We start from the raw sequence: 13,179 nt of genomic DNA, 5'->3' as shown, positions 1-13,179 counted from the left end.
CGCTAAGCTGAGGTCATGTCCCACGCAGATCTTTTCCTCGCCAAGCTCGAGCGTGCCCGCGTCGCTGCGCAGTCGCTCGCCACAGTGACCACCGCGCAGAAGAACGCCGGTCTGGAAGCGATTGCTCGCGCTCTGGAGAGCAGCGTCCCAGAAATTGTGGCGGAGAACGCGAAGGATCTTGCGCTCGGGGCCCAGAACGATATTGGCGAGGGGCTGCTCGACAGGTTGCGGCTTGACGAGGCGCGGCTGCGTGGCCTCGCGGAGGCCGTGCGAGCGGTCATTGCGCTGCCGGATCCGGTGGGTGAGGTGCTACGTGGCTCGACACTCGCAAACGGGATCAAGATCAACCAGGTCCGCGTGCCGTTTGGCGTCGTCGGTGCGATCTACGAGGCGCGACCCAACGTGACGATTGACATCGCTGCGCTCGCGCTGAAGAGCGGGAACGGCGCGGTCCTCCGAGGCGGCACCGCTGCGGAAAACAGCAACCGAGTGCTGGTGGCCCTGATCCAGCGCGCCCTGCACAGCGTTGGCTTGAACGGGGAGGCCGTCCAGACGATCGACGAGTTCGGGCGCGAGGGGGCGTCGCGGCTCATGCGTGCCCGCGGCTACATCGACGTGCTGATCCCGCGGGGGAGTGCCGGACTCATCTCGACGGTTGTGCAGGAATCGACAGTTCCCGTGATCGAAACCGGTTCGGGTGTCGTGCACGTGTTCGTCGATGCGAGTGCCGACGAGGAAATGGCCGTCGGTATCATCACGAACGCAAAGACGCACCGGCCGAGTGTCTGTAACGCCGCGGAAACGCTGCTCGTGCACCGCGATGCGGCTGAACGGATGCTCCCGCGACTCGCGCGAGCGTTGCAGGACGGCGGCGTCGAGCTGAGCGGCGACGAGGCCGCGCGTGCGGCTGCTGAGGGCATTGCTCCCGCAACCGAGGAAACCTGGTCCACCGAACACCTCGCGCTCGCTATGGGAGTTCGCATCGTGGCGTCGTTGGACGAGGCGCTCGATCACATTGCGCGCTACTCCACGAAGCACACCGAAGCTATTGTCACGCAGGACTACGCGAATTCCGAGCGGTTCCTCGCTGAAGTCGACTCTGCCGTCGTGATGGTGAACGCCTCGACCCGCTTCACCGATGGCGGGGAGTTCGGCTTCGGGGCCGAGGTCGGAATCTCCACGCAGAAGCTGCATGCGCGTGGCCCGATGGGTCTCTCCGAACTCACGAGCACAAAGTGGCTGGTGCGTGGCGGCGGCCAGATTCGGTAACCCAACGCGGTACACTGGGAGACAGTATTTACATCCGTCACGAATGCAGGGGTTTTCATGTCACTTCTCGCCACGATGGCCGTCGCCGCTGAAGCGGGCCACCACGTCGTAAACGAGCTGCCGTTCCCGGCACCCGTCTACGGTGTCATCGCCTTCGTCGTCTTCACGGCTCTCGCCGCGGTGACGTTCTCATTCCGCGATGTGGCAAACCGCCACTCGCAGAAGGCTGAGGCATACGCACGCGAGCATGGCGCTCAGCAGCACTAGTTTTCCCCTGCCCGATACGGCAACGGCTCGCCGTCGCCGTATCGGGGTGATGGGTGGGACATTTGATCCGATCCATCACGGGCACCTCGTCGCCGCAAGCGAAGTGGCTCACCACTTCGAGCTCGACGAGGTCATTTTCGTACCCACCGGACGCCCCTGGCAGAAGAGCAACGTCTCGCCCAGCGAGCACCGCTATCTGATGACGGTCATCGCCACCGCCTCGAATCCGCGCTTCGCGGTGAGTCGCGTGGATATCGACCGATCCGGCCCCACCTATACAGTTGACACGCTCCGCGACCTGCGCGAACAGTACCCCGATGCGGACTTGTTCTTCATTTCCGGAGCCGACGCGGTTGAGCAGATCGTGAGCTGGAAGGACGTCGATCAGCTCTGGGAGCTCGCGCACTTTATCGCGGTATCGCGCCCGGGCCACGAACTGTCGCTTTCAGGATTGTCTGGGAAACACGTAAGCTTATTGGAAGTTCCCGCATTGGCGATCTCGTCAACTGACTGTCGTTCGCGGGTAGCCAGGGGATATCCGGTGTGGTACCTCGTGCCGGACGGTGTCGTGCAGTACATTGCAAAGCACGAGTTGTACACCGAGGAAGCGACTGAGGATGACTGAGCAGGACGAACAACGACCGCTAACGCGGCGTGAGCTGCGTCTGCGGGAGATGGGTGAGACCGGCGCGCTTGACCTCTCCGAGGTTCAGGCAGTCGAAGCCGACACCCCCGTTCCCGCGGCGCAGCCTGAAGCGCAGTCGGTTGAGATTGAGATCTCCCCGCTGCATGAAGACGGCACCCCTCGGAGCCGGCGCGAGATGCGCCAGCTCCGCGAAGAGGCGCTCGCTGCGCAGGCCGAGCAGGCAACCCCCGTTGCCGCCGAGCCGGGCGCAACAGCTGAGCCAGCAATAGCGGAAGAGCCGGCCGGGGCCGCCGAGGCTGAAGCGACCGCGCCCGAAGCGACCGAACCTGAGGCCACCGAGCCCGCCGCACCCCTCACCGGGGAGATTGACTTCGACTCACTGATTTCGCCTCCTACGGAGCCGTTCACGGTGGACGAGTTGCGTCAGGCTGAACAGTCGGCTGAGGCAGAAGCTGCCGAGCTTGCCGAGCCGTCAGTCGAAGACACCGCGCCGAGCGCGCCCGCGGAGAGCGGGGACGAAGCCGAGGCCGTCAACGAGGTCGAGGCCGCGATCGACGACGCCGATGAGGCTGCGGCACCCGCGAAGCCGAAGCGACGCTTTCCTTGGAAGAAGAACCGTGCCGAAGACGAGGACGGTTCTGCTGCCGAGGCCGGTTCTGCTGACGAGGACGAGGCCGCGGCTGAGGCGGCTCAGGATGCGGCCGCGACCACCGACGAGTCGGATCCTGCCCCCGAGGCGGTATCGGACGGCGAGACAGTCGAGGCTCCCGCAGATGCGGCTCCGACCGAGGTCATCACCGGAGTTGTTGTTGAGGAGGCACCGGCAGCCGCTGGCCCCGAGACAATCGAGGTTCGTCCCGAGCCCGCCACTGTGGCGACGCCGATCGCTGACGTGGTTGTGCCCAGCGATGACGCGCCCGACGTATTGCCCGTCGCGCCGCAGGCTCCCGGTGACGAGCCCGAGGTTGCTCCCGTGCCAGCCGAACCGGTGAGCGCGAAGCCCGCATACTCGTTCCCCGACATTGCTCCCCCGGAGGAGTGGCGATCGGTCTTCGACGATCCCGCAACGCGTACCCAGCCGGGTTCCGCGGGCCCCGAGGCCGGCGGGGACTTTGACGACCTGATCTCCCGTGCTGTCGCGCAGGAAGGGGCGACCGCGAGCTCGAACACGTCGGCGCTGATCCTGCCCGCGATGCCCGAGGATACGGGCGGCCTGACGGGCCCGCTCGGCGGCACTGGTGAGCTGTATGTCACTGGCTCGCTGAAGCTGCCCAAGTCGCTGGGGGAGACCGGCGGCCACTCCTCGCTGCACGACTCCATCGAGTTCGACCCCATCACCGGGGCCGCCACCGAAGACCCGCAGACCACCGGCCAGGGTCCCGCGCCCGTGTCGGCACGCCACGCCGTGAGCGCCCGCATGGACTCCAGCATTCCCGTCGTCGCGAAACCCACCAAGGAACGCAGTAAGCTTCCTCTGGTACTCTCGCTCACCGGCGGTGGCTTGCTTGTCGCTGTTGTGGCCCTGGGCGTCTGGGGCGCGAGCAACGGGATGTTCGGCTAACCCGAACCCCACCCGTTCCATGACCAATCAAAGGAACTGAACTGAACACGCAGACCACTCCGCGGCGGGACTTTCTCGCCGACCTCGCGATCGCGGTACGTGCCGCCGACAAGCTCGGTGCCACGGCACCTGTTGCACTCGAGGTCACTGAACACTTCGGCCTCGCCGACGCGTTCCTCATTCTCACCGGCAGCGTTGAGCGCAACGTGCAGGCGATCTCCGACGCGATCGAAGACGCCCTGAACGAGGCCGGCGTCCGTACGATCCGGCGCGAAGGTCGCGGAAGCGGCCGCTGGGTCCTCCTCGACTTCGGCGATGTGATGGTGCACATCTTCCACCAGGAAGAGCGCGACTTCTACCAGCTCGAACGCCTCTGGCAGGACAGCCCCGTTATCGACATCACCGGCATGATCGAGGTACCCGCCGTGGCGAGTGCCGAAGCCGCTGGCGGCGACGAATAACGGCACATTCGAGGCACGCCCGGGATCGCGCGATTTGCGTCCGCCCCCGGGCCGTGCGGTAGAGTAGAGGAGTTGTCGGGGGAGCATTCCTCCGACTTCCACGGGTCTGTGGCGCAGTTGGTAGCGCACCTGCATGGCATGCAGGGGGTCAGGGGTTCGAATCCCCTCAGATCCACCACCGTGCTCTTAATAGAAATAATGGGGCATTGAATAAGATTCATGTCTGTTAAATCTAGATGCCCCTCCGCTTGATGCAGAGGGGCATTGGATTTTTTCGTCTGGGTCCCTAATGTGCTCTTAATTGAACCAATGACCTGGTAGTCGTTCTCCTCGAACTCTGAAGAGTTGGAAATGGCGGTGCGGAAGCCGTCCGCGCCGAGGAAAGCGAATGCGCTCGCGTATTCAGGGATAGCGTGCCAGCTACCGTCTTCCTCTTCGTAATGCACGAGGACGCGCTCAAAGAAGACTTGGTTCATGAGACGACGGACATTCCCGGGAGCCTTGCGGTAGTTGTCTGCTAGATCACGAGAGATCTCAAGCGCAAGGTCGATGACCGTATCACCTTTCTTCTTTGCTGCAAGGTGAGGTTCAAGTTTTCGACGTACTGAGGTCATTTCTCCTTCGAGCTTTGCTTGCTCCTTCTTGAGTACCTCCACAGAGATTGCCTCGTTGTAGTGAGCCTCGAGGAGTTTCTGTTGCTTGCGTTCGATCGTCTGCTTCGTGGTCTCAAGCGATGCGCGTTCTTCGTCATCCTTGAGTTGAAGCTCCTTCAGATCGCGTCGAAGTAGGCTGGCAAATCTATCAAGAAAGGCGGCATTGACACTGATGCGACGATACAGCCGCTCGATAAGCTGTTCCGCGACTGACACCTGGATAGAGCGTAGATTGCATCTCGTACGTCTTGCATGCCGACCGGTGCAAGAGAAGTACTCGTATCGTTCGCCGCTTTTACTTGCTTTGGTCTTCTGGATCATGAGCCGCGAGTCACAGTGTCCACAAAACAATGTCGACTTCAGGTAATGCGCGTGTTTGCGTGATCGCTCTCCGCTCAGGCGGGATCCCATGATTGTCTGCACGGTGTCGAAAGTTATCTTGTCGATCAGTGGCGAATGTTTACCGGGGTACTGAACACCTTTGAACGTCACGACTCCTGTATAAAAGGGGTTCGACAAAATATTGTGCAGTTGCCTTGCTCCGACCGGGCCTTCTGCCATCTTCGGAGTTGGCACGGTCGTGAGGCCTCTGCGATTCAACTCCTCGGCCAGTGTCTTCACTGTCCAGCCGTCTCGCGCATACGTCTCAAATGCCCACCGCACGAGATCCGCGCGCTTTTTATCTACTGCAATTGTTCTAGCTTCAGCGCCGTTCTCGAAAGTACGAACATTGAGATACCCCAGCGGGGCGCGACTCACGCTGCCACCGGCTTTCACCTTTTCATTCATGCCTTTGAGTACTTCGTTTGCAAGGTTGCGTGAGTAGAACTCGGCGATGCTCGACATGATGCCATGGAGCAACATGCCGCCTGGGGTCTGATCAATGTTCTCGCTTGTCGAGACAAGTCGGATGTTGTGCTGTTGGAACTTTGAATTGAGCTTGACGTCATCTGCCCGATTGCGCGCAAGTCGGTCGAGCTTGTGGACGATGACGTAATCGATCTGCTCGCCTTCTTCTTCCAGGTACCGGAGCATTTCTTTCAGGGCAGGACGGTTCGTTGACGTACCGGATACGCCGCGCTCGACGAACTCCTTAACAACCATCGCGCCCATCGATTGGGCCTTTTTCTTGTTGGCGTCTCTCTGCGCGGGGATGGAGAAGCCCTCCTCGCGGCCTCCGCGCTCGGCCTGTTCCCGAGTGGAAACACGGAGATACGAGACGGCGCGTTTGGGGGCGAAGCTCTGGGTGAGCGCTGCGAATGGATCGAGGGCTGTTGGCGGTGCAGCGGTGGCTGCTCCTGTGGTGAATGGTGACATACTCATGTCTCCATTGACGCTTCTTTCGTAAGAAGAGTCCAGCCCATTTTCAGGCGGAATCATGCGGTTTTCCACAGGTTCGCCGTGCTCTTCAGGTGACCCCTTATTTGTAGAAGACATAGACGCGATCCTCTCGCTCCACCAGATCCACCATGTCCTGCACTTGCTCACGAAGCACTTCGAGGTCTGGGGTCAGGTAGTCGTAGTACAGGCCTCGTTCTGAGACGAAGTCCTCAATCTCGCGTTCCCGCTCGTCAAGATCGCAGACTGACCTGAGTGCTGCTTCTTCGTGACGAAACACGGCGATGAGTGAGTTGTGAAAGCCCTCCATAATGTCGCCAGACATTGCGTTCACGTTTGGGAGGGACAAGTACGCCTGAAGTCCAGGGTCGCGATCGAGCTTGTGATCAGTGAGTACCTCCTGCAGCTCCATGATCGTGCTGCCGTCGTAGCAGCCGGGTACCTGGACGGTCATCTCGAGCTCGCCCACGCGCACTTCGGTTGGGACGAGGAGTTCCTCGAGCGTCAGTGGATATGGCTCCCGGTAGCTGATCGTCTGAGCGCTCGGGTGCGCGGTGCGGATCAGGTGGGTGCCGAGCCAGTCGATCTGCTCCACCACCCATGCGGGAGCATCTGGGTTCGAATAGAGCGCTAGGTACTCGTCACGCATGGCCGCATAATCTGCTTCGCCGGTGCGTCCAAACGCTGCGAGGGCGCTCGAGCGGTCGAGTGCTCGTCCGAGGACGTGCGCGATGCAGCGTGCGGTGCCGTGCTCTATCAAGGTCTTGTATTCGGAGGCTTTGGCGATGCCGTCAGCGATGTGGTCACCGAAGCGGTGGGATGCGACTTCGACTCTGCGCCAGTCGGGTGTCATGCGAGACGGTGCGAGGTGCGCTTCGCCAAGCTCACGGCGCTCTGGCATTGCTTGTTCTGTGGGTTGAGGTTGGAAATGTTCGTTCATGATGTGCCTCCTTTCTGAAGGTCGATAAGTTCAATTCGCTGATGCAGTGATGAGGGGCTATGCCTCGTCATCGCTCGTTTCGAAGCAGTCAGCTTTTGGTGGTTTGACTCCGGGCTTCGTATAGACGTGGATCACGGGCATGCCCTCGATAACCTGATGGCCAGCGTCAGCAATGATCCGGTAGTAGCGACTGAGGTAGTCGTAGATCGCTTTATGATCGAGGGCGATGATCCCGATTGGGAATCTGCCTTGGGATGCTGCGATCCGGATCGTTTGTTCCCAGCCGAGTCGTTTGACGCTCTCGTCAATAAACGCTTCGGGGCTGGAGTAGCTGCCGATGTATCGGTCGCTGAACTCTTCGATCAGGGCAGGTACGTCGTGCTCGAAGGCGGCTCGTTCGTCTTCGGTGAGGGCATGCCTGCTGTAGATCAGTGCGGCGTCTTGGATGTACGAGTCATCGTTGAGACGGCAGCTCTTGTTCGTAGTGGTTTCGTGCTCGCCGGATGGCTGAGCGGGGTGTTGTTCGGGTGTCATGGGGCACCTCCTTTCAGGGTTGAGTTGGTTCTCCAAGGCATCGGCTTTCGCCGAGCATTGGCCGGTGGGTTATGCGGTACTTGGCCCGTCTCGAATCAGCGGAAGAAGCTCGTTCGGGGTGACCACGATGAAGAGCTCACGCTGCAGTTTCGGCTCGCTATCCATGGCTCGAACGAGTTGTGCTTTGCGCTTCTCGTACGGCACTATCCAGACGACGAAGGGGTAGATTCCGTCGGTGCGTTTCTGCTCCGTGCCACTTCTGCGATGGTGAATGAACTGCCAGCATTTGCCGATCACCCGACCCGGATTTTCTGTCGCTCGGTCTACCTCCAGGAAGTAGCGGTCGACATATTCAGGGCTGGTAACGGTGACGGATAGGTCGGGTTTCAGCGTGGTGGTGACGCCGTGTTCGTTCAGATAACGTCGCCAACACTCTGGCTCATTTCTCACCTCGACCTGCAGCTCCGGATGCTGCACGCTGAGTTCGTTCAGGAGGATGTTCATCTCCGCGACGGCGAGCGTGTGCTCGAGAAACGTCGTCGAATAGTGGTGCGGTCTGAGTCTGGATCTGCTGCCCGTCAGATGCCGCATCCCCTTGGTCGTGAGCGTCCAGATCGTGACGGTCGAGCCGCCTTGCCAGCCTCCAATTCGTCGCTCCAATCGTGTGAGGAACTGCCGATCATGCAGCGTCCAGAGGTGCCTGAGCGTCTGCCGTTTAGCTGAGCGCAGGCTGCCATATTCGGTGATCGTCAGCCTCACGAGTTGGTGCGTGGTGAGGAAGCGATGCTCACGGATCAGCTTCAGCAGCTGCTCGTAAATGGGATGGTCGTGGTCAAACATGAGCGTTCTCCTTTCGTATCGGTGCAGCTGCTGGGCTACCTCCTGGCTCGGGCTGCCGGGTGACCCCACACTTGGGGTCAGTCACTGCCACGAGCGTTCGTGCTTTGGCGGAACCTTGCGCTTCTTGGGGTGTGTTCAGGGGCGCGAATCGTCTTCCGAAACGTCTCGAGGATCTGGGCTGGAATCTGATCGTGTTCATCGTTTCGCCCTCCCGATGCCGCCGCTCGCTTCGGCTGCATCGTCGAGGTTGCTCTGCTCGATGAGGGCGAGAATGCGCCGCTCTGTCTCCTCCGCACTCACGCCATACCGGTCATGTGAAGCGGCGTAGACGATCGATGGATCAATGACCGTGGCGCTTGGTGGTCGGGTCTTGATCGTCACCCAACCGGTCGCTTCACCGCCTTGAAGCACGTTCGAGTAGGCGTGGTATTTCGGCAGCTGCATCAGATCTTGTGCCACGAGTTGTGGGATCTGTTTGGCTGTGGTTTGCGCGTCGTAGCCGTTCATTCCGAAGTAGATTTTGTTCCTCGCGTTCGCGTTCATGGCCTCACGCATCGCTGGATCGAGCTGGTTGAAATACTGGTGCGCCATCGTGAATGCACCACCGAGCGAGCGAGCTTGTGCGAGCGCATCGGAGAGGTCGCCGGGGATGCCAGCGATGAAGTCGTGCACCTCGTCAATGAAGATTTCGACGATGTGACGACGCTCTTTCGGCACCGACTGCCGGGCTAAAAGCGCTGACCATAACTGCCCAATAAGCAGCGCCCCGATGAGCCGCGATGCGTCCGCTCCGAGCAGCCCTCGGTTGAGGTTCACCACCACGATGCGACGCTTCGAGATGATGTCGGTGACGTTGAACTTTGGCTGCGATTGACCGAGCATCGCCCTGAGTCCTGGCCGCAGAATGATCTGGCGGAGCTTGTTCAAGACTGGTGCGATTTCGACAGCTTGTGCCTCTGGTTTCTTGGCTTCGTATTGACGCCAGAAGCTCTCCGTGCCGAGGGGGTCCTTCTGGCCTTTGAGTACCTTCTTTCGAAACGACGGGTTTGTCAGCAACGGCTGCAGCCAGAGCAGATTCGCTTCCGGCACTCGAGCAAGCGTGAGAAACGAAGCCGAGAGAATATCTGCGGTTCGGATACCCCAGTACTCCTTGAAGAGCAACTCAAACAGCGCCACTAACGCGTCGGCTCGAAGGTGCGCGAACCGGGCGGGGCCTTGCAACTGGGAGAACCCCACCGGGTCAGTGTTCGTGGGATCGATCACGACGACGTCATCGATCCGGTCAGCCGGTACGCGCGCCAGCACATCGGTGGCGAGGTCACCCTTCGGATCGATGATGAGGCTACCTCGGCCAGCGCGCATGCTGTCCTCGATCAGGCCGAGCATCACTGTCGACTTCGCAGAACCGGTCGGGCCTACGAGCTGCGTGTGGAACACAGCGTCACGGATAGGGAGCGCGAACTTCTCTTCAGGCCCCGGTGCTGCTGTCACTCCAATGACTCGACTGTCGCGCACGAGGTTCTTCTGCGGTGCGAGTAGCTTCGGATGCAGCGACCCCAGTAACGGTAGCGGTGGTTCACCGGTGGGCCAGGCAGTGAACGCCATCAGTTCGGACGAGCGCAGGGCGAGCGGCCACCGCCACGGTGTTCTGGCTTCGTGGAGTTTCAGCGGATGGCTGGCGGTGAGTCTCAATCTGACTTCGTTGGTTTCGACGGTGCGCAGTGATCCGAAGACTTGGCGGATGAGGAACTGGGTACGAACCCGCGTCCCCATCGCGCCGATGCGTAGGTTGGCGTGGAAGCCATGCCGTTCACGCACCTCAGTTGAAGGTTTTGCTGTCAGGTGTTTCGGGGCAGGTGTGCCGAGGAGCAGGTCGAGCCAAGGCCGATGGCTTTCGGGATGCCAGTAACTCGGCGACAGGCGCCTTCCGAGCAGGAGTTGGAGTACGACCCGCTCACCGTCCTGAAGCTGGCTCACCGTGCCGTACAGCGCCCGAACCGCCGCCGTTACGCGATCCGGGTGACTACTGAGTGGCCTACCACCGGAAACAGTGACCTGAGCGGCATCGTCCATCTCAGCGCGTACCCGTCGAGGTGTCGTCACCCGCACCGGAGCGTGGGATACCAGCGCGTCTTTAATCGCGGGGATCCGGTGCGCTTCTGCACCCAGCAACCAGCGCGCGCCGTTGTGATCTGCTCGGAACTCGAGCACGATCTGCCCAAGCTCTGGGGCGGTGGCGAACCGTTCAAGGACGGCAGCAACGTTCGATGGAGCGAGGACATCGCTCCAGGTGAGCTCACGCCATTCGAGGGTTTTCGGTCGGCCTCCGCGCCGCTGCAATGTTGCTGGCTTCGTTGGTTTACTGCTGCTACTCATGATGCTCACCCTCCTCATGCGTATTGCTGTGCGTCTTGGTATGGACGACTTGTCCGGTTTCGTCAAGGTACATCGCAAGCAGCAACAGAGCTCGTGCGAACGCTTCCTCGTCAAACGTTTGCTTCCATACCGGCACGACTCGGAATCCCGCCTGGTAGTCGCTACCTTTTGGTCTGCCTGGTCGACGTCGAGATTGCTTACTCATGGTCGACCCCGCGTTCTGGCCGGGTGGTGACCTACTCGTCCCAGGGGTTCCTGAACCTGTGCCACAGCCTGATGCCGATGATCACGATGGCGACGATCCCGACGATGAGAAACACCCACCACAGCTCCCGGAGCATCGAGATCGTCAGGTTCAACAGAATGACTGCGCCGAACAGGTATGCGCTCCCGCGTAGCAGCCTCGCCATCATCGAGGTCGGCTTCATATCTTCGGACATGCTTCACCCCTCTCATCGCTTTGACTCCGTGGTCGATGTTTCGTCGCCGCTTACGAGGCCTGCGCCTGCCGGATGGTCGCCGGGTACTGGGTAGCCCCACTTCACCAGCGAAATGAGCGACGGTTCGCTCGAGGGAATCTCGTTGCCCCAGATGTCCCAGTTCAGCCGCGACGGGGCGGGACGACGAGCAAACAGCTCGAGCATCTTCGTGTCCTCATTCGCGCCGACAAGACGTTCAACCATGAGGTGCAGCTCTTGCGGCTTCGTACTGTGCGATTGCAGCGCGTGGAACCCCCAGTTGGGCTGGGACTTGAACGCCACCCTGGTGCCTTTGCCACGCATGCCGAGGAGCATCAGCTCACCGGCATTACGGAACGTGTTGCCGAGCGTGAAGCGACCCTTGGCCCAAAAGTAGAAGTTCTTATAGTCATATCCCCAGGCTTTGAGTACCTCGAGGCCGAGCGGCACGGTGGCGGCGGTGACCCAGAGGAAGCAGAAACTGTTCTCGGCGGCGATCTCTCGCACGGCTGATCCGAGGCCGAGGAGCCGTTTGTCGCTCATAACCGGGTAGTGGTCTTCGGCGGCGGCATAGCCTTTCGAGTTTCCGCTCCGACGCTGATGCAACCCCCAAGGGGGATCGGTGTAGACCACCGTGTAAGTACCGGGTTTTGGTGCCCGGTTCTCATCGAGATGGTCGCGTGGCTGGTCTGTTTTTGGCATGGCTGTAGCTCCTTTTCTGCCCGTGCCGGATCGATCCGGCTAAGCACTGCTGATATTTCGCTCGCTCCGCTTACTCACCGGCCTCTTCAGAAACGAGGCGGGAAGCGGCGCGGCTTCTGGGGCTGTTATACCCCGCTGGGACAAGTCCCTAAAAGAGGCAACTCCTCGCGATCGACGCTCGACGCGACACCGAAGTAACAGAGGTGGAAGGTCGAAAACGGTGCGCCGAAAGTAACCGTTGTTTTAGTTGCAACAATGCGGAATCTGCTGGTGTTTTACGAGATCAGGATCTGCGCCAGCTACCTCCTGATCTCGTACGGCGGAGCGCTGTCGACGGTGTCGCACATCTGCCGGATTGCTTCGTTGCGGTTGTGGTCGAGCTCTGCGGCGAGGCTGAGGATGGTCTGCCTGAGTTCCTCGGAGGTGCGGTCGAGTTCAGCCTCGAGCGCGGACACACGTACTGCCTGGCGCTTGCGCTGCCACTCCTTGAAATTTCCCCACAGTCCAATCAAGGTGAATACGAGCAAGACGCACATCAGGATTGTGACCGGGATGAGGGCGAGGTCTGTCGGGCTATTCCAGTCCATGGTCTACAGCTCCCGGTTCAGGCGCATTCCAGCACCGATGGCGTAGCCGGAGATGATCTGCTCCATGAAGTGCGCGGTTGCCGGATTCGTCTTGATATGGAGCTCTGCCTGGTTCACCAGCACCGACACATTCGTCATGGCCACGGAGGCCAAGAACGCGTGCCCTTGTTCTTGAACGGCGGCGATCTCTGCTCGTGCCGCAGACTGTTCGATCTCGCGCTTGGTTGTCCGTGCGACCGGGGTGCTGAGGGCCTGGCCCTGCTGGGTGGTCATACCGCCGAAGAGGGCGACTTTGTTGTTTGCCATGATGCGTGTCCTTTGAGAAAGAGAAGCACCCCTCGGTTCCTGGGGTACCTCTATTCTCGAAAAGTCCTAGATTCTGCGATACGCAAAATGAGGGTAATCGGTGCCATAAAATTACCTAGTGTGCTCCCACACTGCACCGGCGCAGGAGGAAATAGATGGCTAGGAATGTTCAACCAGTTGCCCAGCGGGTCTGATGCAGGAACAGGTGACAGTTCTAGTCAGGCCGCGAGGGCCAGTTCTT

13 protein-coding genes, 1 tRNA gene and 1 pseudogene are annotated in these 13,179 nt (G+C 60.6%); 6 read left to right on the top strand and 9 right to left on the bottom strand.

Features of this window, described 5'->3' with window-relative positions:
* Nucleotides 1-15: 15 nt before the first annotated feature.
* From FM113_RS11695 to FM113_RS11670, 6 genes are all read left to right on the top strand, one after another.
* The gene (locus FM113_RS11695; RefSeq protein ID WP_087014892.1) at nt 16-1,269 is read left to right on the top strand and encodes a glutamate-5-semialdehyde dehydrogenase; all 1,254 of its coding nucleotides are present in this window, start codon (nt 16-18) and stop codon (nt 1,267-1,269) included.
* Nucleotides 1,270-1,326: 57 nt separating this feature from the next.
* Nucleotides 1,327-1,536 carry a hypothetical protein gene (locus FM113_RS11690; protein ID WP_087014890.1) on the top strand — a complete coding sequence of 70 codons (210 nt, stop codon included), beginning with the start codon at nt 1,327-1,329 and terminating at the stop codon, nt 1,534-1,536.
* Complete coding sequence (gene nadD, locus FM113_RS11685; RefSeq protein WP_087014888.1) at nt 1,517-2,161, top strand: nicotinate-nucleotide adenylyltransferase; 645 nt, start codon at nt 1,517-1,519, stop codon at nt 2,159-2,161. Before FM113_RS11690 ends, nadD begins: the two co-directional genes overlap by 20 nt.
* Nucleotides 2,154-3,743, top strand: a complete 1,590-nt coding sequence (locus FM113_RS11680; protein WP_087014886.1) for a hypothetical protein — start codon at nt 2,154-2,156, stop codon at nt 3,741-3,743. The genes nadD and FM113_RS11680 overlap by 8 nt, the downstream gene beginning before the upstream one ends.
* Before the next feature lie 26 nt (nt 3,744-3,769).
* Nucleotides 3,770-4,204 (top strand): ribosome silencing factor, encoded by a 435-nt coding sequence (gene rsfS / locus FM113_RS11675; RefSeq protein ID WP_369676697.1) that lies wholly within the window; start codon nt 3,770-3,772, stop codon nt 4,202-4,204.
* Nucleotides 4,205-4,306: 102 nt separating this feature from the next.
* Nucleotides 4,307-4,382 (top strand) — tRNA-Ala (locus tag FM113_RS11670).
* A gap of 670 nt (nt 4,383-5,052) precedes the next feature.
* Here FM113_RS11670 and FM113_RS18630 read toward each other — a convergent pair.
* From FM113_RS18630 to FM113_RS11620, 9 genes and pseudogenes are all read right to left on the bottom strand, one after another.
* A pseudogene (locus FM113_RS18630) lies at nt 5,053-6,174 on the bottom strand (recombinase family protein); the annotation flags it as partial.
* A gap of 103 nt (nt 6,175-6,277) precedes the next feature.
* Entirely contained in the window at nt 6,278-7,135 is an 858-nt protein-coding gene (locus FM113_RS11655; protein ID WP_140393356.1) for a hypothetical protein, read from the bottom strand.
* A gap of 57 nt (nt 7,136-7,192) precedes the next feature.
* Complete coding sequence (locus tag FM113_RS11650) at nt 7,193-7,669, bottom strand: hypothetical protein (protein ID WP_087014879.1); 477 nt, start codon at nt 7,667-7,669, stop codon at nt 7,193-7,195.
* Between the two features lie 69 nt (nt 7,670-7,738).
* Complete coding sequence (locus tag FM113_RS11645; RefSeq protein ID WP_087014877.1) at nt 7,739-8,509, bottom strand: replication-relaxation family protein; 771 nt, start codon at nt 8,507-8,509, stop codon at nt 7,739-7,741.
* A gap of 195 nt (nt 8,510-8,704) precedes the next feature.
* Nucleotides 8,705-10,885: a type IV secretory system conjugative DNA transfer family protein gene (locus FM113_RS11640; protein WP_140393355.1), complete on the bottom strand. Its 2,181-nt coding sequence runs from the start codon at nt 10,883-10,885 to the stop codon at nt 8,705-8,707.
* 236 nt (nt 10,886-11,121) lie between these two features.
* Entirely contained in the window at nt 11,122-11,325 is a 204-nt protein-coding gene (locus FM113_RS11635) for a hypothetical protein (RefSeq protein ID WP_087014873.1), read from the bottom strand.
* A gap of 12 nt (nt 11,326-11,337) precedes the next feature.
* Complete coding sequence (locus tag FM113_RS11630) at nt 11,338-12,045, bottom strand: MT-A70 family methyltransferase (RefSeq protein ID WP_087014871.1); 708 nt, start codon at nt 12,043-12,045, stop codon at nt 11,338-11,340.
* 299 nt (nt 12,046-12,344) lie between these two features.
* Nucleotides 12,345-12,632, bottom strand: a complete 288-nt coding sequence (locus tag FM113_RS11625; protein ID WP_087014869.1) for a hypothetical protein — start codon at nt 12,630-12,632, stop codon at nt 12,345-12,347.
* A 3-nt stretch (nt 12,633-12,635) separates the two neighbouring features.
* A complete protein-coding gene (locus FM113_RS11620; RefSeq protein ID WP_087014867.1) occupies nt 12,636-12,938 on the bottom strand; it encodes a hypothetical protein in 303 nt (100 codons plus the stop codon).
* Nucleotides 12,939-13,179: the final 241 nt, after the last annotated feature.

This window comes from Leucobacter sp. 7(1), from assembly GCF_900163635.1.
Taxonomy (GTDB): domain Bacteria; phylum Actinomycetota; class Actinomycetes; order Actinomycetales; family Microbacteriaceae; genus Leucobacter.
The sequence above is the reverse complement of the archived record's forward strand: the minus strand, read 5'-3'. Positions and strand labels throughout refer to the sequence as shown.

Bases quoted from the DNA above. Each gene is read 5' to 3' on its own strand.
- FM113_RS11635 (WP_087014873.1), bottom strand. From the start codon at position 11,325: ATGTCCGAAGATATGAAGCCGACCTCGATGATGGCGAGGCTGCTACGC.
- FM113_RS11655 (WP_140393356.1), bottom strand. From the start codon at position 7,135: ATGAACGAACATTTCCAACCTCAACCCACAGAACAAGCAATGCCAGAG.
- FM113_RS11620 (WP_087014867.1), bottom strand. From the start codon at position 12,938: ATGGCAAACAACAAAGTCGCCCTCTTCGGCGGTATGACCACCCAGCAG.
- FM113_RS11650 (WP_087014879.1), bottom strand. From the start codon at position 7,669: ATGACACCCGAACAACACCCCGCTCAGCCATCCGGCGAGCACGAAACC.
- FM113_RS11645 (WP_087014877.1), bottom strand. From the start codon at position 8,509: ATGTTTGACCACGACCATCCCATTTACGAGCAGCTGCTGAAGCTGATC.
- FM113_RS11625 (WP_087014869.1), bottom strand. From the start codon at position 12,632: ATGGACTGGAATAGCCCGACAGACCTCGCCCTCATCCCGGTCACAATC.
- nadD (WP_087014888.1), top strand. From the start codon at position 1,517: ATGGCGCTCAGCAGCACTAGTTTTCCCCTGCCCGATACGGCAACGGCT.
- FM113_RS11690 (WP_087014890.1), top strand. From the start codon at position 1,327: ATGTCACTTCTCGCCACGATGGCCGTCGCCGCTGAAGCGGGCCACCAC.
- FM113_RS11695 (WP_087014892.1), top strand. From the start codon at position 16: ATGTCCCACGCAGATCTTTTCCTCGCCAAGCTCGAGCGTGCCCGCGTC.
- FM113_RS11680 (WP_087014886.1), top strand. From the start codon at position 2,154: ATGACTGAGCAGGACGAACAACGACCGCTAACGCGGCGTGAGCTGCGT.
- FM113_RS11630 (WP_087014871.1), bottom strand. From the start codon at position 12,045: ATGCCAAAAACAGACCAGCCACGCGACCATCTCGATGAGAACCGGGCA.
- FM113_RS11640 (WP_140393355.1), bottom strand. From the start codon at position 10,885: ATGAGTAGCAGCAGTAAACCAACGAAGCCAGCAACATTGCAGCGGCGC.